Below are 21,740 nucleotides of genomic sequence, written 5' to 3' on the forward strand. Positions count from 1 at the left end.
GCTAATGAAACTGCATACCCTGGCGGGCTACATACAACATATCTATCTGGTGGAAACATCACAGGGATTGTTGTTACTGGACGGCTGCAGCCGGGCAGATGCGCGTAAAGTATGCAGGTATATTACTCAGACACTTAATCGTGAACTCAGCGATTTAAAATTGATCGTGGTGACACATATGCACCCTGATCACGCTGGCGGCGCACATACGCTTCGCAAATTAACCGGCGCAAACATAGCGGCTCATCCCAAAGCGGCGAAATGGTATTCAGGTATTATGGGGCGTGCTGCGCACCTTATTGATGTAAGCCTAACCTGGTGGGTGGCAAGCCGCTTGGGCAAACCTAAAAAGCATATCTGGTACAGTCCAATATTGAAGCCCGATATTATTCTGCTGGACGAACAAACACTGCCGGGGTTTGAGGACTGGCAGGTACTGTTTACGCCGGGGCATACCGATCACGATTTAACCCTTTACCACAGTGCTACCAGCCAGGCATACGTGGCAGATCTTATGGTATCGGTAAAACGTCAGTTAACGCCGCCCTATCCAATCTGCCATCCCAATCAGTATAAACAATCACTTAAGCGCATTCAGACGTTACAACCGCAATCCGTGTTCTGTGCCCACGTACCGCCGCTTTCCATCAACGACATCGACTTTGACGCCATTATTCAACAGGCCCCCGTACTGCCCAAAAATCACTGGCATTCAGCAAAAAACCGCATTGCCCACGCGTTACGCGGGCAAAATGCGGTGCATTAACATCACTACATTTGAGTAAAGCCAACGTTTACAACATCCTGCGCAAAGCATCGATGAATTCACGATTAAATGCTTTTGCTAATTCGCTTTCCGGCGCAATAGATTCAAAGGCGTGAAACGCGCCGGGCACTTTATTCAGCGTAACAGCAACCCCCTGTGCTTGCAGTGCATGGGCATAGTGCAGGTTCTCGTCATAAAACAAATCCAAATCGCCTACCGCGATATACGTGGCGGGCAGATTGGCTGAGAGTGACTGTCTGGCGGGCACCGTAAAGGGCTTAATGCTACTTTTGCCCGGCGTATGGCCAAGCGCGGCCTGCCAGCCGTACTGATTTTGTTCTGCTGTCCACAAGTACATGCCCTTTGGAGGCTCAGGCAATAAAGTAGTGCCGGTTCTGTCATCCAGCATGGGGTAAATTAACGCCTGGCATTTTACAGCGTATTCATTCCGGTATACGGCATACTGCGCCAGCAGTGCTGCGTGGCCACCACCCGCACTAAAACCAAGCAGTCCGATACGCGCATTATCAATACCCAGCGTTTCGCTATGCTGGTGAGTCCAGGCCAGCGCCGCATAGCTTTGCTTTACTACCTCACCAATTCGCATTTCTGGTGCTAACCCGTAATCCACACTCACCACTACACAATCCAGGCTCAGCGCTACTTGCTGCATACGGGAAAAACCATTCTGGCAACTCCCCATCACAAACCCGCCGCCGTGAAAGTGCAACATCGCCGGCTTTTTCGTATCCGCAGAAGCGTTAATCACCCAGACCCGAACACCCGGCGCATCTGCGCTTTGTTCAATGTCATAAGACTGAATAACGGGATAGGCATGCGCAGGCGCGACATTGAACTTGTTGCGTTTACGGTAGAACCCCAGCGTTTTACCACTCAACGGCGGATTGGAAGCGGTGACGTCCAGCAGCGCTTTAAGTGGCTCAACCAATTCGGGCGCAACGGCGGGATGAATAAACGTCATGAACTGTGTGTAAACCAAGTAATGAAAACGCGAGTATATCCACAATAAAAAAACCCCGCAAAGCGGGGTGAGAACAGGGTGGATTATCCCTGATGAGTGAAAGGGTACTGTGTTGATTTACTGGCCGGTCGCCAGCTCTTTTTCGGTTTTAAAGCCAAACACTTTGCGCAGCACAATCGTAGCCGGGCAAAAGCCGGTAAAACTCTGTTGAAACAAGTTTGCGCCAATGAACACGGTGAACCACAGAAAGTTCTCATGTACAAACCAGGTAAGTGCCACCGACAGTAACACCATAAATCCGGCAAACGCCGTTAACGCTCTTTCTGCAGACATCGCATTAGCTCCTAATAAAAATATCGGAAAGACGCATACACGTTGCTGGCGTCTTCGAATTGTGAGTAAAAAGTGTGAGGCTCATTGCCGTAAAACAGGTTAAAACCGCCGTTTACCTGCCAGTCGTCCACGGGCGAATAGGTTGCCCTGAACTTCATATAGCCGTCGCTATCGGTGGGCGAATAGAAGTTAAACCAGTTCAGAGTAAGGGTTTGGCGCAGTGCACGGTACATAAGCTGAGTAGTCACCACATGACGATTGGCTTCCTGCTCATACTGTGGCCAGTATGAATTGGCTAACAACGCATCGTGATCTACCGTCTTTTCCATATACCACTGCACGCTACCGGTGAGATTCGCCACCAGTTCCTGCTCGTAGCCCACCAAAAAGCGATGCTGGCTGTTAGGTACCAGTGGGTTATTGCCATCCGAATCCTCAATGGCATCATGATAGGCGTATTCTGCCTTCGCTAAACCCGGCCCCATCGGCTTCACGGCGCTGGCTCCCCATACATTTAAGCGGCTGTAGCGTGGCAAGCCTTGCTCGTCGGCGGCCATGGGTGTTTTGTTAAATCCGCGATAACCGTAAAACGCCAATTCGGTTTGGCCCAGGGTTTTGTAAATACGCACCGCCCACTCTGCGCTGTCCGGCTCGTTCTTATCCAGCACGCGAAATCCCGGTGCCACATTCATTTGTGCCTGTGGACTGAAAAACGAAAAATACTCGCCCGTTATACCGTTATCCGGTTCAAATTGAGGCGTTACCACCACATCAATATTTGCTACATCAAAGTAGCCCGACAACTTGGCAGACAAGCTTGGTGCTTTGAGATATTCATCGTCACGCCCCGCAAAAAACGACTGGTAGTCTTTGGGAAACATATCGTTCAAAAACACATAGTCACCGGTGCCCCAGGTAAGTACCTGCTGGCCCAGCTTTGCGTCGAATTTGCGCCCCCACTCACCTAAAACGCCCAGGTTGCCCTGCCACGCCAGTTCGCGGATCTGGGTTTCAACGCTGTTTACTACGCCGTCGTAATACAGATCGCCGCGAAAGGATAACGTTGATGCACTGAGCGCATAATCAGCCTGCAGTTGCACGCGCGCATCCTGCAAGGTAGCGTTTTGACCTATGGCCGCATCGTTATGTAAACGCGTGCCAACAGCCAGCTCTGCAAAGCCCACCAGCGTTAATGGCGAGGCCTCGGCGGGCTCCTCTAAGTCGCCCCAGTCAGCCCATTCATCCGCCGTCTGAGTGTCAGTGTTTTCCTGCGCCCACACTGCTGATTGGCCGGTGATCCCGGCCACCATCAGTGTGCTGGCTATCAGTGTTTTTAAAGGCTTAGGCATAGCGTTATTTCAACCACTGCATGGGTGGCGTGCGCAGGCTGCGCTCGCTGAACACATCTTCCGGTAAATCGATGTTGTACTCGGTACCCCGGAACTCCATTAACGTGTAGCCACCATTTGTCAAATCTGACACTTTTGAACGCAATACGGTGGGGAAACCTTGTACTGTCTCTATTTGCACAGATTCAACACGGCGATAGTTAGTCCCATCGCTCTTGAAGAAATTGATCACTACCGGCAGCGACGTGGCCTTATCTATTTCTACCACGTAGTGTGCAAACTCCACTGTGTCAGGCTGCTTAGGCACAGCTTTCAATATGTAGCGTTCAGCGGTTTCTTCCTGCAACGTGAAGTTGTCCTGCGATACTGCGCGTCCGGACACGTCTTCGTAGAAGAAGTGTGAACCAACAAATGAGGTACGCTTGTCACCGGCGGAAATACGCTTTACCAAATCCAGTGCGGGCAGGTATAACCAGCGATCGTCATCCACATCGGTATCGGCGTGTTTTTCCACGCGAAATACCGTGTCTTTCACGTCTGTAGGACGCGAGAAAAACACCATCATTTTTTGGTCGCCATTGTCTTCCACGTCTTTGCGTAAAATGGTGAACTGGCGCATCTGTTTGCGATCCTGATTATCTACAATCATCATGCGGGCATCGGCACGACCGTCATTGCCCGCATAATACGCTGCGCGTTCTGCTTGTTTAATCAGCGCATCTACATCAACCTCTGCGTGTGCGTTTGGTAACAGCATTGCACCGGTAATTAATGCCAAAAAAAGTTTACTGTATTTCATACCGACTCCTTATTTCGCCGATTTAAAAACGATTTTGTGACCCAGGCTCATTACTGCCGGCAGCAACAACAGCGTTACCAGCGCAGATACCGCCATGATACTCGCAAGGAATACGCCAACTGTGATGTAAGGTACCAGCGGTGCGAACAATAACGGGGTGAAACCCAGCGCGATCACCAGCGCATTGCGTGAGATAGCCGTGGCAGGTTCTTCAAACATCAGTGCCATTGTTTGCTTAACACTTTGAGTAGCAATAAAGGTGGCTTTGGCACGTTCCAAAAAGTGAATAGCAAAGTCTACCGACAGGCCAAGCGTCAGGGCAGACAGCACGGCGATGGGCATATCGTAGTCTTTACCCACTATGCCAATTAACCCATAGATAAAGGTGATGGTAATGGTAAGTGGTAACATGGCCAAAATGCCGTACACAAATGAACGGAAAAGCACAATCATCATAATGAACACCATGATAAAGGCGCCCAGTAAGCTGTCGAGCATGCCTGCTACCATATTTTCCTGCCACACTACGTTCAGGTAAGCCTTGCCTGCCCAATCGGCTTCAATTCCCGCGGGCAATGGATGAGTTGCAATGTACTCATTAACGACGTTAATGACCGCGGTCATGTCCTGATTGTCGCCACTGGTTAACTGTAACCATACCAGCGCAGAGCGGTAGTCAGGCGTAACAAAGTGCCATAAATCATTTGGGCGATGTGATGACTGGTACTGCAATAACGTTTGCGCTACGGCGTTACCTGAATCAGGCAGCTGATAGTCTTGCGGTTCGCCAGAGCGCAGTTCCCGATTTACTACTTTTACCACATCGGGCAATGCATTTGATTTACCCACCAAACCTGATGACGCCAGTGCCTTTTGCAGCGATTCGATATACGTTAACACTTCGGGCTGCTGAAAGGTTTTGCTTTGGCTATTGGCCTTTTCAGCCGCCGCCATAACGTTGTTCAGATAGGCCATTTCGTCGTCAGTGAGATCACTGAATAATTTATCGTCGATAGCCACAATTAAGTTCTGTAACTGCTCCCCAGACGCGCCATTGTTGATGGCTGTCAGCGTGTCGTTTTTCCATTCGGCTAACGACGCTGGCATATCGTCGCGCTGTAACATCGATGCTGCCGTTGCTTGTTCTGAGCGGTCAGTCAGCACCAGATAGGCATTGTAAGTGCCGGCGAAATTTTCATTCAGCACCCGGTCTGCCACGCGGATTTCGTGGTCAGATTTAAACCAGCGCACCGGGTTATCGTTAATTTGTATCTGGGTTACGCCCCAGGCTGATACCACAAAAACCACACCAAACGCGGCCAGCAATACACCCTGACGTCCTGTTGCCAGCTTGCCTAATCCTCTTGCCATACGCGCAATCGCAGAACCCTGACCCGCGCCGTCTTCGTGCATGGCTGCCTGTAATTTTGCCAGCGAAGCCTCACTCATACGCGACAGATAAGCAGGAATAAAGGTAATAGTCACAAGGAAGGCAAACAAAATCCCAAAACCAACAAAGGCACCGAAGATTTGTACCGGTGGAATGGGCGTGAGCATTAGCGAGAAAAAGCCTACCGAAGACGTTACCGAGGTATACAGCATGGGTGTGAAAAGGTGCCCAACCACTTCTTCCACAACGGCTTTTAAATCTTCACCTGGCTTATAGCGATCGGAGAATTCAGACAAAATATGTACCGAATCTACCACTGCAATGGGCATCAGGAATATGGCAATCATCGACGACATAATGTGTACGGTGTAACCAAAACCTATCAACAGGCCCATGGTTACAATCACTGTTGCCATTGCCACAATCATTGGTGCAGAGATCAACGGAATATTGCGGAAGAAGATAAACAATAAGATAAAAATTGTCAGGCCAGCCAGTGGCGCTGAAATGCCCATTTGCACAAACATCTCAAAACCAAACTGGTCTTCGGCTACCGGCAACCCGGTAATGTACCACTGCGCTGTTCCATCGAAAGTGGCAATCGTTGCCCTTATTTCTTCGGCAATACGGTAGCTTTCGTTTTTATCGACAATGGGAACATAAATGGCTGCGGCCTTGCCATTTTGCGACACTAGTGTGTCGTATAGCAGTGGCAGCCTTTCAATATTCGCTTGCACCTGTTGTGCTGCCGCATCTGAAACCGGCGCTTCTGGCATCATCCACTCAAAACGAATGGTGCCGGGGCCCGCCTGAGAAATATTGTCTACGGTAGAAATAGACATCAAATCTGCATCAACCACCCCGTCAATTGCCAAAATTGACTTAGTTAAGTCAAAAATGTCAGTCAAAGATGTCTGATTGTACACACCATTAGCATCGGCTTCGTTTACCACACCCACCACAATGGCATCATACATGGCAAAATTTGCCTTAGTTTCATTGTGAAATGCGCGCGCCGGATGATCAGCGGCCAGCATATTTTCAGGGTCGGTATCTATTGTAATCCGTGGGATTTGGCTGCCTACACCGAGTGTTAGCAACAATAAAATGGCATAAATCCACAGGGGTTTATGCGTACTGATTGCTACAAGTTTACCTGACAAGGTATTCATAAGGGTCTTCACTATTGCCACAAAGGATAATATTACACAGCAATATATGCGCCATTTCTAATATATCAAGTTTTACCTGTTCGCTTAGCTGTGCTTTTGTATCGGCAAAGCACCATGCGCAACCAAATTATCATGGTAGAATTGTCGCTTCTTATAATGATAGTTGTTTTTCCATGACCTTCCGCTTGTTGTTTTTTGCCTTGCTCGCTACCGCCATGGGTCAGTCTGTTGTAATGACGACACTGCCGCCATTGGGTCGCGAAGTTGGGCTCACGGAATTCCAGGTTGCATTTTTAATGTCCAGTTCAGCGTTAATGTACGCGGCGGGCAATGCGCTGTGGTCTCGCGTGGGCAAACGCAAAGGGTACAGACGAGTACTGATCACCGGACTCACCGGCTACACCTTAGGCACATTGGTTTTTGCTACGGTATGGTTAAGCGGATTTCAGGGCTGGCTGGCAGGAACGGCGTTATTTCTGGCATTAATGGCAGCGCGTTCCGGACAGGCAACGATCATGTCTGCCACGCCGCCTTCGGTAGTGGGTTATGCCATATCAATTAGTGCCGAGCATGAACGGGTAAAAGCCATCAGCAAAGTATCTTCTGCCCACAGCTTGGGGCAAATACTGGGTCCAACGTTCGCCGGGTTATTGGTAGGGTTTCATTTGTTAACCCCACTTTATGCAATCACGTTAATGACCTTTACTGCGCTCATTCTGGTGTGGCGATATCTGCCCAACAACCAGACGTCACAAGTGTCTTCCGTGCCTAAAGTGGCTGGAGTAGTTACCACACACAGTATTCAGCCTTATGTGCCCTTGGTTATCGCTATGAATGCGTGTGTGTTTTTGGCCGTTGCCATGATGCAACAATCGTTGGCCTTTTTCCTGATCGATCATCACGGTGCCTCTACTACCGAAGCAGCTCAGGGTGTAGGCCTTGCCATGATGATCAGTGCCGTTTGTGCACTGGCGGTTCAGTTTACTCTGGTACAGCGCACCAGCATGCACCCTGCTAATCTAATGAAACTGGCATTCCCGTTACTGTCATTTGGCTATTTGATTTTGTATTTGCATCAGGAACAAAGTCAGCTGTATTTTGCCATGGTGTTTTTAGGCTCCGGGATGGGGATCAGTTATCCGGCGATTGCTGCGCTTGCTACCTCGAGCTGTAAGCCTGAGAATCAGGCTACCGTCACCGGCTTTATTACCGCTTCGCCTGCTATGGGCTACATTATTGGCCCGCCAATCGCCGCCTCGCTATACCATCTTAGCCATCGCGCGCCCTTTATTGCCTCTTCGGTAATGCTGGCAATCGTTACACTTATTGCCCTGGGTCACTTGCGACCAAAGCCTAATCGGGTAACCGAAGAATTGTAACAAGGCACGAATTCGGGCCATTTACACTTGCAGTGCGTACGCTGCCGTGATGAACTTTCGATGTCTCGCGGTTTGAACAAGGAGTGTTAATGAGAAAGGTCACCCGCTATCGTCTGGTTTTTGTTGTTCTGGCGATTTGCCTGTACACCATTGGGGTTAAACTTACCCCTGCGCAATTTTTACCGGAGCACAACTGGCCGGTATTTGCGGGTTTGTTTGCACTGTATTTTGCTGTGATCCCCGCTTTGCACCTGTTGCTTGTGATATTGGCTACTCAACAAAAATGGTGGAAGCTCCTTATTCCATTTTCCACTTCCTCGTTGGTTTGCCGCTACTCGATGCCAACTGAACTGGCGGGTTATTTCGAATTCATCTCGTATCTTCGTTATCCCCTGGTTGCCATTTTACTGGTAATTGAACTGGCGATTGTTTACCACGTTATTCGCATGCTGTGGAAATGCCGCACAATGCAAGGCGACCCGCGCGCCTCAGCAATAAGAGCAATGAACAACGAAGATGAAAAAAAGCGAGCAACCGCCATTCTGTTTGCTTATGAGCCGGCGACCTGGTATTACCTGCTGCCTTTTCTGAGTCGCAACCATGTACCTACACTGGCACACCTGAGACTTTCCTCTTCCTCGCTGTTAATGCTAGTTGTGTTAATAGTGGGCTTAATTCTGATGACATCTGGCTTGTATTATTTCCTTGCGATGTGGTCGGAACTGGTGGCTATTATAGTGTCTTCCTTGGTGGGTTATTCGCTCATTTATCTCATCGCAAATTACCGGGTCAGCAAGCATCATTCTGTGTATGTATTGGATGATCATTTGGTCATCAATAACAACTTTTTGAACCTGATGGTTATCCCTCTTAAGCAGATTTCTCATGTTGAAGTTAACACGTTTGAGCAGCCTTCATCTGACGCACTTTGCCTTGGTAAAGGCACGCCAAACGTCAAGCTTTCACTTAGTTCTCCAAGCTGCTATTACGGCATGATGGCAACGCTTACCGACTCTGTTTCTGAGGTATATTTGTCGGTTGATAACCCTGATTTAATCTCAACATTGAACACAAACCAAATAGACCATACTGTATAGAACGCTTATTTTAAAAGGCCTGTACAGGAAAAATTAAATTATTGCCAGAACCACAATAACTATATAGACTGGTCTGTATAATTATTGTGAGTTCAAATTATGGCACGACTGTCTGCAAGAGAAAAACTGCTAAAAGCGGCGGGTGAGTTATTCTATGATCAAGGTATCATTGCCACCGGCATCGATGCCGTTATCACCCGTGCAGGTGTGGCGAAAATGTCGCTGTACAACAACTTCAAATCGAAGTCGGAACTGGTTGCAGCGTACATCGATACCCGCCATCAGGAATGGTTGGATCTTTATGCTAAACGGTCTGCTGAATTACCTAATGGCTGGGAACGCGTACTGGCCATATTCGATGCCTATAAAGATCACGCAGAGTTTGACTACGAAAACGGCTTTCGGGGTTGCGGCCTTCTCAATGCCGCTGCAGAAATGCCAGCCAACAGCCCGGAAAGAGCTGCTGTGCATCGGCACAAACAGGAAGTAAAAAGTATTGTTAAGCGTGAGTTGTCAGAATTGCCCCTCACCCACCCCAATAACATTGAGCAACTTACCGAGCACCTGTGTTTCCTGCTGGAAGGATCCATTTCCTTAGCAGGCTTATCATCAGACACCCTGGCAATTGATCGCGCACGCACCATGGCAGACCAACTGATAGAGCAATCGCTCTGAGAGATAATGTATGACCCAATCTATGACACACACTTCTTCGAATTATCTCATGGGCATTATTGCGGTTGTCGTCGCTTCATTTTTATGGGGCACAACAGGTACGGCAGCAACCTTTGCACCGGATGTTAATTCATTGGGCATCGCCGCCGTTTCCATGGGCTGTGGCGGCTTACTACAGGCCGTGATCGCCTGGCGCTATATCGTCAGACAGTGGCAGGCATTAAAGCAGCACCGCGCGCTGGTATTATGGGGTGCAGTGAACGTAGCCATTTACCCACTGGCATTTTACAGTTCCATGCGCCTATCCGGGGTAACCATTGGCACCGTAGTCTCGATTGGGATGGCACCGGTGGCGGCAGCGATAATTGAACGGCTGTTTGATCAACAGAAACTCAATACTCGCTGGATCATGAGTATTATTCTTGGTGTTTTTGGCGTATTACTGCTGGCTAGCGCAAAACCCCAACACAGCGGCTCTGCCGACATGGGTAGTATGTCGCAGTGGTACAACTTTTTTGGCATCTTGCTTGGGTTGATTGCCGCATTCACCTACGCCATGTACTCCTGGCTGGCACATCGATTAATTCAACGCAGTGTGCACTCACGCGCAGCGATGGGCAGCATGTTCGGCATGGGCGGACTCCTGTTGTTTCCCGTACTGTTACTGACCGGGGCCGAACTGCTCGACAGTACAACTAACCTGCTGGTAGGGGTGTATATGGCCGCCGTGCCTATGTTTATGGGTTACCTGTTATTTGGCTACGGGTTGCGCTCTATTCGCGCCAGTCTGGCAACTATTATTACCCTGCTGGAACCTGTCGTTGCAGCCATCCTGGCCATGTGGATTGTGGGTGAGACCTTATCCTGGATTGGCTGGGCAGGCATAGGGCTTATCAGTTCATGTTTGTTAATTGCCACCCTAAAACGAAAACCGGCACCAACACCGCTACCCGCGGCAGTTGACGCACCAGCAAGCGTATAGGTGGTATTCTCACACTGTAATTTAAACCGGAACAGGGTACACTGCCCGCTCACACAGGAGCAGTCGTTGTGAAAATTGACGTACGTAACATCCCTTTTTCAGAGGCCCATTTATGCAAAACGGATTGTTTGGTAGCGCTTGTCGACTTTGATTGGTTATATACTGCACCTGCCATCACTGAGCAACTCGCCATATACAAACCAGACTGGCTGATTGAGCAGATCAAAGCCCTGCCTTTTAATGGGCAAGAAAATACAAAAAGTAAATACTTACTTATTTCAGAAGCCTTTACACTAAAAGCAAAGAGACTTTTGTTAGTAAACACTAACAGGAACAATAATCTGGCTAATTGCCCTGCCGAAACGGCAAGCAATATACGCCAGTCGCTGGCTCACATTGCCGATACAATTTGTACGCAGCTAAGTAATGTTAATGCAAAACATATCTGTGTTGTGGCCCCGTTTGCCACAGACAGCGCTTATACACAAGCACTCATCGATGCGCTGTTATTTGCCAGTTACCGCTTCAACGATTTCAAAACTACCGCCCAAAACGCTAACCCGGTAAGTATTAAAGCCATAACGCTGGGCGTTGAATACAACGAGCTGGCGCCCAATACTGAACTGGCTTTGGCCATCCACCGGGGTAAAAGTATGACGCGCGACTTAGCCAATTTACCCGGGAATATCTGCACGCCGTCGTATTTTGCTCAATGTGCCGAAGCACTGGCAGCCACATCTCCACTGCTAACCACTAAAGTACTCGATGAAGCAACACTCACCGACATGGGCATGGGTGCCTATGTTGCCGTAGGACAGGGCTCGGCGCAGCCTACCTGTATGCCGGTTATGCATTACAGAGGCGCACTTGATCCCAGCAAGCCTGGCATTGTGCTGATAGGCAAAGGCATTACGTTTGATACCGGCGGCATTACCCTTAAACAGCCCCCCGGTATGCAAAACATGATTTACGACATGTGCGGCGGGGCCACTGTTATGGGCATCATGACGGCGCTAACTGAACTGCGATTACCCATCAATGTTATTGGCATTATTGCTACCGCTGAAAACATGCCCGATGGCAACGCCTTCCGGCCAGGCGACATTTTAACCACCCTGTCAGGACAAACCGTTGAAGTGATCAGCACCGACGCAGAAGGGCGACTAGTGCTTTGCGATGCCATCACTTACGCGCAACAGTTCAACCCGGCTGCCATCATCGACATTGCCACCTTAACCGGAGCGCACATAGTGAGTTTAGGTAGTCACGCCAGTGGGCTAATGAGTAACAGCCAACTGCTGTCTGATGCATTAATTGCGGCAGGCGAGCAAAGCAGTGACCGCGCTTGGGCGATGCCCATTTGGGACGAGTACCAGGAACCACTCGATTCGTTTGCGGCAGACATGCGTAACAGCGGCAGCAATTCACCCGGTATGATCACCGCAGGTTGCTTTTTATCGCGCTTTGCAGGCAAGACGCCGTGGGCCCATCTTGACATCGCTGGAACCAGCTTCCAGTATGGCAAGGGTAATTCAGCCACCAGCCGTCCGTTTTCATTGCTCCTGGCGTTTTTAACTCAATGCAGTGAAACGTGTGAGTACCGCTGGCCGGTGTCACCTGTGTTATACTAAGTGCACTTGTGAAAAGAGCGAATTTGTTTCAGGCCAGATGATCTGCACCAAAGGTTAACCCGTTCTAGTTCCAAAGTAGGATTTTTTTTTACCAGGTCGGGTCCTACAATCAACAAAGTGTTAAAACAAAGTTAATAAGGAGTGCCATTATGTGGACAAAACCTCAGTACACTGAAATGCGTTTAGGTTTCGAAGTAACGCTGTATATCAGCAACCGTTAATTTCACTCCTCGCAGAGGCGTGTTCTCAACAAGTGTTTAAAGGGCTGCACTATGCGCAGCCTTTTTTATTCCCGCCTGTGAATAAAACGGGCAACGCTTTTAAAAAAACAGGATTCCTGAGCATGAAAGTACTGATCCTGGGCGCAGGTGCCGGCGGCGGATTCCCACAATGGAACTGCCATTGCGACAACTGTCGCGGCGTAAGAGATGGTTCAATTAAAGCCAGTCCGCGCACCCAATCCAGTATTGCTGTGAGCGCAAATGGTACCGACTGGGTGTTAATTAATGCCTCCCCGGATTTGCGTCATCAAATCAATCATACACATGAGCTATGGCCTGCCGACAAATCCCAACAACGCGGCACCAGCATCCGGTCGATCATTCTTACCGACAGTCAAATCGATCATACCACCGGCTTGCTCACTTTGCGCGAAGGCTTGCCGCTGCCGGTATATTGCACCGATGTAGTCTATGAAGATCTCACCACGGCGTTTCCGCTGTTTCCGATGTTGAAGCACTGGCACGGCGGTCTGCAACGCCATGCCATTGATACGGACTACAACCAGTCCTTTACGCCAGCAGGTATAGAAGGGTTGTCGTTTAATCCCGTTGTACTGGAATCCAATGCGCCGCCCTATTCCAGCTATCGCGACAAAGTGGTACCCGGCAACAATATTGGCCTGCAAATTACCGACACGGCATCAGGCAAATCGCTGTTTTACGCTCCTGGGTGCGTGCAGGCCAGCCCCTTGGTGGAATCCATGCTGGAACAAGCCAGTTGTGTACTGTTCGACGGCACCTTGTGGCTGGACGATGAAATGATCCAAAAAGGCTTTAGCAATCGTCTGGGTACACAAATGGGTCACATGCCGGTAAACGGGCCGGACGGCACGGTAGCGCTGTTAAACCGCTACCCGATTGATCGCAAAATCCTGATCCATATTAATAATACCAACCCAGTGCTGAACGAAGACTCGTCAGCCCACCAGTACCTGCTCGACAACAACATCGAGCTGGCGTACGACGGTATGAAGATTTCCTTATAGAGAGGTGTACGGTGAGTCAACAACCCTGGAGCCGAGAAGAATTCGAACAAAAGCTGCGTGACAAAGGGCAGTACTACCATATTCATCACCCGTTTCATCAGGCCATGAATAAGGGCGAATGCACGAAAGAACAAATTCAGGGTTGGGTGGCCAACCGCTTCTTTTATCAAATGTGTATTCCGATTAAAGATGCCGCCATACTGGCCAATTGTCCGGACATGGAAACCCGCCGTAAGTGGATTCAACGCATACTGGATCACGATGGCGAACAAGGCGATCCGCGATTAGGTGGCATTGAAGCCTGGTTAAGATTAGGCGAAGCAGTGGGACTTGAACGTCAGGACATTCTGGACGAAAAACTGCTGCTACCCGGCGTTAAATTTGCTGTAGGTGCCTATGTTAATTTTGCCCGCCGAGCGACGTGGGAAGAAGCCGCTTGTTCTTCGCTAACCGAAATGTTTGCACCGGAAATCCACCAGAGCCGACTGGATACCTGGCCAGAACACTATCCGTGGATCAATCAGGACGGTTTTGCTTATTTTCAAATGCGCCTGAGTCAGGCCCGTCGTGATGTAGAACATGGCCTGGCAATTACCCTCGATCATTTCAACACCCGAGCGCTACAGGAAAAGGCATTGAATATTCTGCAGTTCAAACTAGACGTACTTTGGTCGCTGGCCGATGCTATTAGTCTGGCCTTTGAGTTCAACCGCAAGCCATTTCACGGGCTGGCCGACCAGCAAATTTGCCACAAGGGGTTAATGTAATGAATGAACTGTCTGACTCGCTTTCGGGCAAAGTCCCTAAACTCAACCGCTTGTTTAAGTTTCAGTTCGAACCTGCACAGGACTGCTACGTACTGCTGTTCCCGGAAGGCATGGTGAAGCTTAACCCCAGTGCATCAGAAATCCTTTTGCAGGTAAACGGTGAGCGCACAATCAGCGACATCATCGATGCCTTACTGACAAAGTTTCCCGATGCAGAAGGTCTCGGTGAAGACGTGTTCGCTTTCTTCGAACATGCAGAAGAAAAGCGTTGGATTAACTATGTCTGAGGCAAAGCATTCCCAGCCGGGGCCACCGCTGTGGTTATTAGCGGAACTCACTTATGAATGCCCGCTGCACTGTCCTTATTGCTCAAATCCTGTGAATCTGGGTAGCCGTGAGCAAGAGTGTGATACCGACACCTGGCTGAGGGTACTCAGCGAAGCACGTGCCATGGGCGCGGTACAACTGGGCTTTTCCGGTGGCGAACCGTTATTGCGAAAAGACCTGGAAGTATTGGTAAAGCATGCTTCCGACCTGGGTTTCTATACAAACCTGATCACCTCCGGCATTGGGCTTACTGAAAAACGGATTGCTGCACTGCGGGAAGCCGGACTCGACCATATACAGCTGAGTTTTCAGGCCGCCAACGCCGATGCCAACGACCTGATTGGCAATAAACGTCACTCCTTCGAGCAAAAACTCAAAGTGGCGAAACTGGTAAAACAGTACGAATACCCTATGGTATTGAACTTCTGTCTGACGGCACAGAACATCGACCAAATCGACGATGTAATGGCGCTGTCCTGCGAGCTGGACGGTGACTATGTGGAGCTGGCCACAGTGCAATATTACGGCTGGGCGTACCTGAATCGTGACCACTTGCTACCAGCGAAAGCACAACTGGAAGCAGCCGAAGCCAAGGTGAACGCGTTTCGCGCTCAACAACAAGGCAAAAGCCCGCATTTTATTTTTGTTACTCCTGACTATTACGAAGACCGCCCTAAAGCCTGTATGAATGGCTGGGCTACCACCTTCCTGACGGTCACCCCCGACGGTAGCGCGTTGCCTTGTCACAGTGCGAAAATCCTGCCGCTTACCTTTCCAAACGTAAAAAACAAGTCCATCAAGGCGATTTGGCGGGAAGACTTTTCGTTCAACCATTTTCGCGGCACAGACTGGCTGCCCAGCCCCTGTAAAACCTGCGACGAAAAAGAAAAAGATTTCGGTGGATGCCGCTGCCAGGCTTATATGTTAACCGGCGACATGTATAAAACCGATCCGGTATGCAGCAAGTCACCCGACCATAGCCTGATGGCCCAGGCGGTGAAAAATTCTGAATCACCGAGCCGCGAATTAGTGTATCGTGATCCCAAGGTAAGCATCCCCATTACTGAGATATAAACACCATGGCGCACCAGGAGCAGCTGTCTAACGGACTCAATGTGGTTAGCTTTAAGCAGGCCGCTGAGGACTTTGGCGCAGTGTTTGTGGTACCAACACCCGCGGTAGACAGTTCGGGTATTGCGCATTTAGTAGAGCATCTGGTATTTCGCACTTCAACACGCTACCCAGCCAGGCATACACTGTTTGCTGCCAACAGTCTGTTGCCGCTGAAGATGAACGCCTCAAGCCACAATGGATTCAGTTACTTCTATGCGGTATCGCCCAATAAGCAGATATTAATTCAAGCGGTTGATTATCTGCTGGCGGGTATTCAACAGCGAGAATATAACGACGATGACATTCGCCGTGAGCGGGATGGTGTTATTGCCCGCGAATTAGCGATGTACGAAGCCACTGGCGAATACCAGCAAAAAATGGCCATTTGGCGCGGCGATCGCGCCCCGGATTGCTATCACCATTGGGGCGGTTATTGCGACACAATTTCGCAGCTCAGAGCATCTGATGTAGCGGGTTACAAAGCGCAATACTATCAGGCAGGACAAATCACGTTGTTATTGTCTGGCATTGCGGCAAACGATTTGCTGCCCCAGGCCAGTGAACCATTTCAAGCCAGCGACTTAACCTATACTCCTAGGCAACACCAGTTCAGGGCTGACACGTTACAGGATGACTGTATTTTTAGCTGGTGGCTGCCTGAGTGTTATCTGGATGGACTGTTGTCGGCCAAAGCCAGACTGCGCGGCCTGTTGAATAAGTACAATATGAAAGTCGTTGTTGAAGACTCTGCTAACTATCAGCAGAAATTCGCATTCCGCATTATTGGACGCCCGGGCCAGTTGATAGCGGCTCAACAAGCCCTTATCGACGAAGTAAAGTTCCTGCGAATTGTACCTAAACAACACCTGTTCTTTGAATCCAAATACCCGGAATCCATCAACAGCCTATTGGCCTGGTATCACGGCCAGCAGCCGCTGAATCGCAAGGTGGTGGCATTGACTCAGGCACTGGCGCTCACACCGGTGATCACCAGTTTAAAACCACTGCCTAAACCAATTGTAAGGCTGGTCAGCCGGGCTCAGCCTCAACACCCGGACTGTGAATTTGTAAACGTGGCCGCGGGACATGCGGCACTCACCCTGCCCAATAAGTTACCCCCCAGGGTGGCGGCCTTAGCAGAACAACGTCAGGCAGGCCAAACGTTTTTATGTAATCAGCATGACTGGATATACTGGCTGGCACTTAACAACACAGCACAGCCTTACGCCGAAATAGCCCGTGCGCTATTGGAAAAGGAGCAGTTTTGGTTGCCGCGAATAAGCGGAAAGTGTTACGCCATGGGCGTGCAACTTACTGATAATACGCTTATATGTTACGGTGTGATGGACGATGAGCCGCACCGACGCGAACAGGAAATTCAGCAGTTAGTAAACCCTGATTCGATTTCCTGAAACGAATCGTCCTAATCTAAGTATTATTTTTGCAAATAATTCTCATTTAGAATAAAGATAACAGAAAGTCTCGTGTTCCAGTACACTGACCTCTGTGCGCCTGCGCGCAGAGCGCAGGTTAGATAATATACCAATTTGCATAGAAGTTTGCCCTCTCAGAGTGATCCCTGAGGGCTAGTCGAAAACGACTTAGATCACGACGCGCACTCTGAGGCATAGTCATTCTATGTCCAGAGGGCGCAACACAGATGTAAGTCGTTTTGGCCACTCCCTTCGGGCAACACCCTAAGGGCGAACCGGCAGACTTTTTAGCGTTGTTACGCTTGCTTGATTTGGAACCACCAAACCTGTGCAACCAAGCCTAGCTAAAAAGCCTGGTAGTTCACCCTCAGGGGGCTGCTGAGTGAGCAAACTTCTATGCGAATTGGTATTAAGGAGATTTAATGAAGAAACGCAATTACTATCAGGTTCAGGTGCAATCCAGTCAACGCCTGACACCCACCATGCAAAGACTGGTATTTCAGGGAGAAGACCTGCAGCGGTTTCCCCACGACACGCCAGCCGGCAGTTACATCAAGTTACTCTTCAACCAGTATGGTGAGTCATTCACTGACGCACCTGCCGAGAATGAAACTGTGCTGATGCGAACCTACACGGTAAGACACGCCGATGCGAAAACGGGTACACTCACTGTTGACTTTATGCTACACGGCGAAGGCGTCGAGAGCGGCCCGGCATCTCATTGGGCAGTAAACGCAAAACCCGGTGACACACTGTATTTTGGTGGCCCAGGTACATCAAAGGGATTAGCCGACGAGCGCGACTGGGTATTGTTAATGGGCGACATGACAGCCTTACCCGCCATTAGTGCACAACTGGAAAACTTACCAGCCGACACTAAGGGTTACGCCGTGATCAGCATCGAAGATGCAGATGATAAGCAAGCACTTACACACCCGGATAATGTTGACATAATTTGGGTAGAAAATGCCGGTAGCGATACACTCGCTTCGTCGTTAGCCGCAATTCGCTGGCTGGACGGTACACCGGCAGTGTGGGCAGCATGTGAATTTTCCAGCATGCGGGCAATCAGAAGTGCGTTGGATGAGCAGTTCGATATACCACGCAGTCAGGTTTATGTAACCAGCTACTGGCGCAAAGGCCGTTCAGAGGATCAGCATAAAATCGATAAACGGGAGGATCTGGCCCAGTACAATGGGTAATACCAATTCGCATAGAAGTTTGCCCTCAGGGTGCTGCTGAGTGGGTAAACATCTATGCGAATTGGTATAAGGGCGGATTATAAGCTGTTACTTGTAACGGGCTATAGTCTGCATTAGTTTGAGTGTTAACGTCTGCTAATTTCAGTGCTAACGTACTATGCGACTCAACACCCTGTATGCTTCGGTTATGCGTTGCGATGCTTCCGTACTGCCGCCTTTGTCCGGGTGATGAGTCTGCAATAATTTTCGGTACTGCCGTTTTATGTCTGCTGCCGTTAACAGTGAGTTCGCATCAAAGCCTAAAATGCGTTTAGCCTGGTTAACGTCATGGTCGGTATACCCTCCCCCCACAAAACGTTCCCAAAACCCATTTAGCAACTTCTCCACCCCATTACGGTCGGTCTCTTTCAGGTTGCGCCAGTCCAGATAGTAAGCTCTGAGCGGATCGTCGTTATTGAGTTCGGTTGTTTCAACTGAGCCCGATTGTGTTGAGCTCTCACTGCTAATAACGGGTTTTCGGATAATCTTTAAGGTGTGGATATCCAACGCCGTTTCACCTTGGTTTTGCCATTCGTCACTCAGCGTATACAACGCATTAAACAACACAAAGTGCATTTGAAACATGGCCAGTGAATCGCTAAGGTTCAGTCCCTGAAACAGATGCCATGGCGGTGCCTGTAAAGCCTGCAACAACGCATACTCAGAAATACCGTCATCAAACTTTCCCTGCAAGGCGTGCAAGGCCTCCATTAACAATGGATCAGGCGCATTTTCTGAAATAATTACTTTCACCTTTTATTTTTAGCTCCACATTACCAGCACTGCAGCCAAACCAATCAGTACCAAGCCGAGGGTTTCGTGTTTTCGCACCGGCTGTTTAAGCCAAACCACTGATATCAGCATAGTGGTAAACACTTCCAGCTGACCAAGGGTTTTTACATAGGCTACGTGCTGCATCGCCATGGCAGTAAACCAGCCAATTGAGCCGAGACAACTGGTTACGCTGGCTGCCAGTGTTTTACCCGGCTGTGCAGCCAACTTTGAAAACGTTGTTGGTTGCTGCAAGCCAATGTAAACACACAATATAATGGTTTGCACCAGCAATAGCCAAAACAGCACCCATCCCGCGGCGAGTTCAAACGACAAGGACAGTGCGTGGCTTGCCTCCCGGGCATACAACGAGGTAAGGGCAAAGCAGGTACCGCAAGCCAGTCCTATCATTATTGTCTTTGGCGTTAAGTCACCGCCTTTCCGCCAGCCACTCAGCACAAATACCGCCATTGCACCGATAAAAATGCCCACCCAACCGAGCAAGCTCAGGGTGCTACCGAAAAAAAGCATGCCGAGCACGCCAGCCACCAGCGCCTCACTCTTAGCCAGGCCAGCGCCCACTGCGAAGTTTTTCTGCTTAAACAACACTACCATCAATGAAGTGGCTGCAATTTGTAAGCACGCTCCCAATCCTATATAGATCCAGAAGCGCGCCGAGAAGTCAGGAATACCTGCATTCTGCCATACCGACAACGCATAAACATACGCGGCCGCCATCGGTGATGCGAACAGAAAGCGAGACAGAGTTACACCCATAGTAGGTACGGTGGCACTGAGTTTACTTTGAATTGCATTGCGGAAGGTTTGGAAAAACACCGCCATAAGGGTAAATAGGATCCAGCTCACTTTGTTTCCTGCTAAACCGTGTTGCGCATCCACAAAAGTATGATGCGTGCCAGTTGATATGTAATTGTGTTAGCGCTTTTGCGCCAACTCACTTTGTTAACTTAACTACGTATACCCAGGCCAGCTGTACTTTGCCATTGTGCAAAGCAACCTCCGCCGCTACCCGCTGGTATTCGTTACCTTCGAAGGCGTCGAGCTCATCCCAGTGCTTATGCAGATTTAATGAGCTAAATACTTCGCCCTGAATAACCGTACCCTCAGGATTTAACACCAAACCCGGACAACCGAGCGCGGCGCCCCAACCTGATTCAATTAAATCACCACACAGCGACGCTGATTGCCGGTTACCGCCTATGCTGTCGAGAATATGCTGATTTGGATAACCCGCGCGAAGCGTACCATATACAAACAAATGTTCAGGTTGCGAGCTCACCGTTTACCCCGTTGTATTTCGTTTAATTGCCAACACACCGGCAATAACCAGTGCGGTACCGCCTATTTGAGCCACAGACAATGGCTCACTCAAAATAACCCACCCCAGCGCAATAGTGATCACAGGCCCAAGTGTGCCCACCAAAGCAGTATCTGCCGCGCCAATATGGCGTATCGCGGATGCTTGCAAAAACACCGGGATCACCGTAGCAAACAGTGCCATGGCCATTGCATAGCCGTATACCGACATCGGTTGGGCCAGCCCCGATAACGGGCTGGACAGTACAAAATGCAGTTGTACGGCAGCAATAGATACCAGCATGGCCAGTAACGAAACTTTGCGTGAGCCCAGCTTTTTCACGGCGACCTCAGAAAACGCATTGTAACAGGCATAGGACAACGCTGAGCCGAATACCAGACCCACGCCCAGCCACACATCACCCGTTGAGTCACTGAACTGCAAATCCCCGGCACTGGCAATCATCACACCCGCAGAACAAAGTACCAATGACAATACCAGGCGTCGATGCAGTTGTTTGCCCAGAAATATCACCGCCAGTAGCACTGTCATGGCCGGGTAGGTGAACAAAATAAGTCGTTCCAATCCGGCACTGATATACTGCAAGCCCATAAAGTCCAGTATGGATGCGCCATAATAGCCAGCCAGCCCCACCGCACTTACCAACAGCCAGTCTTTCGCTTTTAACGTCGGCCCATGCCGTAACGCGCTCATCCCCACGACTAAAAACAACGGCAGCGAAAATGCCATACGCAATGCCAGTAACGTGATCGCATCGATCTCGCCAGCCCCGTAAGCAAGCTTTACGAAAATCGCTTTTAATGAAAATCCGAAAGCGGCTAAGGTGGCAAGTAAGAAACCTTGTTGATGTGAAGTCACTGGATGCTTGCTGTTAGTGTTCGAGATTTAGCATACTACGACAGTTTCCCTTCACTAAGAATTGGATTA

Annotated in this window: 22 protein-coding genes; 13 read left to right on the top strand and 9 right to left on the bottom strand. The window is 49.6% G+C overall.

Annotated elements, in window-relative coordinates; all coding sequences use genetic code 11:
* Positions 1-4: 4 nt before the first annotated feature.
* Positions 5-766, top strand: a complete 762-nt coding sequence (locus tag FJ444_RS10780) for an MBL fold metallo-hydrolase (RefSeq protein WP_140958288.1) — start codon at positions 5-7, stop codon at positions 764-766.
* Between the two features lie 28 nt (positions 767-794).
* Here FJ444_RS10780 and FJ444_RS10785 read toward each other — a convergent pair whose 3' ends face one another.
* The 5 genes from FJ444_RS10785 to FJ444_RS10805 form a co-directional block, all read right to left on the bottom strand.
* Positions 795-1,748: an alpha/beta hydrolase gene (locus FJ444_RS10785; RefSeq protein WP_140958289.1), complete on the bottom strand. Its 954-nt coding sequence runs from the start codon at positions 1,746-1,748 to the stop codon at positions 795-797.
* 117 nt (positions 1,749-1,865) lie between these two features.
* Positions 1,866-2,081: a DUF2892 domain-containing protein gene (locus tag FJ444_RS10790; protein ID WP_073324205.1), complete on the bottom strand. Its 216-nt coding sequence runs from the start codon at positions 2,079-2,081 to the stop codon at positions 1,866-1,868.
* Positions 2,082-2,092: 11 nt separating this feature from the next.
* Positions 2,093-3,430 (bottom strand): hypothetical protein, encoded by a 1,338-nt coding sequence (locus tag FJ444_RS10795; protein WP_140958290.1) that lies wholly within the window; start codon positions 3,428-3,430, stop codon positions 2,093-2,095.
* A gap of 4 nt (positions 3,431-3,434) precedes the next feature.
* A complete protein-coding gene (locus FJ444_RS10800; RefSeq protein ID WP_370298041.1) occupies positions 3,435-4,187 on the bottom strand; it encodes an outer membrane lipoprotein-sorting protein in 753 nt (250 codons plus the stop codon).
* Between the two features lie 51 nt (positions 4,188-4,238).
* Complete coding sequence (locus FJ444_RS10805; RefSeq protein ID WP_140958292.1) at positions 4,239-6,791, bottom strand: RND family transporter; 2,553 nt, start codon at positions 6,789-6,791, stop codon at positions 4,239-4,241.
* Between the two features lie 173 nt (positions 6,792-6,964).
* On the opposite strand from FJ444_RS10805, the gene FJ444_RS10810 reads away from it, so the two are divergent.
* From FJ444_RS10810 to FJ444_RS10865, 12 genes are all read left to right on the top strand, one after another.
* Positions 6,965-8,170 carry an MFS transporter gene (locus FJ444_RS10810; protein ID WP_140958293.1) on the top strand — a complete coding sequence of 402 codons (1,206 nt, stop codon included), beginning with the start codon at positions 6,965-6,967 and terminating at the stop codon, positions 8,168-8,170.
* Positions 8,171-8,259: 89 nt separating this feature from the next.
* On the top strand, positions 8,260-9,267 hold the full coding sequence (locus FJ444_RS10815; RefSeq protein WP_140958294.1) for a hypothetical protein: 1,008 nt from the start codon (positions 8,260-8,262) through the stop codon (positions 9,265-9,267).
* A 99-nt stretch (positions 9,268-9,366) separates the two neighbouring features.
* Positions 9,367-9,942 (top strand): TetR/AcrR family transcriptional regulator, encoded by a 576-nt coding sequence (locus FJ444_RS10820; protein WP_140958295.1) that lies wholly within the window; start codon positions 9,367-9,369, stop codon positions 9,940-9,942.
* A gap of 22 nt (positions 9,943-9,964) precedes the next feature.
* Positions 9,965-10,924 carry a DMT family transporter gene (locus FJ444_RS10825; RefSeq protein ID WP_140958296.1) on the top strand — a complete coding sequence of 320 codons (960 nt, stop codon included), beginning with the start codon at positions 9,965-9,967 and terminating at the stop codon, positions 10,922-10,924.
* Positions 10,925-10,992: 68 nt separating this feature from the next.
* Complete coding sequence (locus FJ444_RS10830) at positions 10,993-12,555, top strand: leucyl aminopeptidase (protein WP_181405131.1); 1,563 nt, start codon at positions 10,993-10,995, stop codon at positions 12,553-12,555.
* A gap of 149 nt (positions 12,556-12,704) precedes the next feature.
* On the top strand, positions 12,705-12,776 hold the full coding sequence (pqqA, locus tag FJ444_RS10835) for a pyrroloquinoline quinone precursor peptide PqqA (RefSeq protein ID WP_073324441.1): 72 nt from the start codon (positions 12,705-12,707) through the stop codon (positions 12,774-12,776).
* Positions 12,777-12,898: 122 nt separating this feature from the next.
* Positions 12,899-13,822, top strand: a complete 924-nt coding sequence (gene pqqB / locus FJ444_RS10840) for a pyrroloquinoline quinone biosynthesis protein PqqB (RefSeq protein ID WP_140958298.1) — start codon at positions 12,899-12,901, stop codon at positions 13,820-13,822.
* Between the two features lie 11 nt (positions 13,823-13,833).
* The gene (pqqC, locus tag FJ444_RS10845; RefSeq protein WP_140958299.1) at positions 13,834-14,589 is read left to right on the top strand and encodes a pyrroloquinoline-quinone synthase PqqC; all 756 of its coding nucleotides are present in this window, start codon (positions 13,834-13,836) and stop codon (positions 14,587-14,589) included.
* Entirely contained in the window at positions 14,589-14,876 is a 288-nt protein-coding gene (gene pqqD, locus FJ444_RS10850; protein ID WP_219993893.1) for a pyrroloquinoline quinone biosynthesis peptide chaperone PqqD, read from the top strand. The genes pqqC and pqqD overlap by 1 nt, the downstream gene beginning before the upstream one ends.
* A complete protein-coding gene (gene pqqE / locus FJ444_RS10855; protein ID WP_140958300.1) occupies positions 14,869-15,990 on the top strand; it encodes a pyrroloquinoline quinone biosynthesis protein PqqE in 1,122 nt (373 codons plus the stop codon). Before pqqD ends, pqqE begins: the two co-directional genes overlap by 8 nt.
* Before the next feature lie 5 nt (positions 15,991-15,995).
* Positions 15,996-17,441, top strand: a complete 1,446-nt coding sequence (locus tag FJ444_RS10860) for an insulinase family protein (protein WP_140958301.1) — start codon at positions 15,996-15,998, stop codon at positions 17,439-17,441.
* 443 nt (positions 17,442-17,884) lie between these two features.
* Positions 17,885-18,664 carry a siderophore-interacting protein gene (locus FJ444_RS10865; RefSeq protein ID WP_140958302.1) on the top strand — a complete coding sequence of 260 codons (780 nt, stop codon included), beginning with the start codon at positions 17,885-17,887 and terminating at the stop codon, positions 18,662-18,664.
* Positions 18,665-18,811: 147 nt separating this feature from the next.
* On the opposite strand, the gene FJ444_RS10870 is transcribed toward FJ444_RS10865, so the two are convergent.
* The 4 genes from FJ444_RS10870 to FJ444_RS10885 form a co-directional block, all read right to left on the bottom strand.
* Positions 18,812-19,456, bottom strand: a complete 645-nt coding sequence (locus tag FJ444_RS10870) for a DNA-J related domain-containing protein (protein ID WP_140958303.1) — start codon at positions 19,454-19,456, stop codon at positions 18,812-18,814.
* A 9-nt stretch (positions 19,457-19,465) separates the two neighbouring features.
* Positions 19,466-20,341, bottom strand: coding sequence for a DMT family transporter (locus FJ444_RS10875; RefSeq protein ID WP_140958304.1), 876 nt, complete (start codon positions 20,339-20,341; stop codon positions 19,466-19,468).
* Between the two features lie 88 nt (positions 20,342-20,429).
* Positions 20,430-20,774 (bottom strand): gamma-glutamylcyclotransferase, encoded by a 345-nt coding sequence (locus FJ444_RS10880; RefSeq protein WP_140958305.1) that lies wholly within the window; start codon positions 20,772-20,774, stop codon positions 20,430-20,432.
* A 3-nt stretch (positions 20,775-20,777) separates the two neighbouring features.
* Positions 20,778-21,671, bottom strand: a complete 894-nt coding sequence (locus FJ444_RS10885; RefSeq protein ID WP_140958306.1) for a DMT family transporter — start codon at positions 21,669-21,671, stop codon at positions 20,778-20,780.
* Positions 21,672-21,740: the final 69 nt, after the last annotated feature.

Origin of the sequence: Aestuariibacter sp. GS-14 (assembly GCF_006494365.1) — a bacterium.
Lineage (GTDB): Bacteria > Pseudomonadota > Gammaproteobacteria > Enterobacterales > Alteromonadaceae > Alteromonas > Alteromonas mangrovi.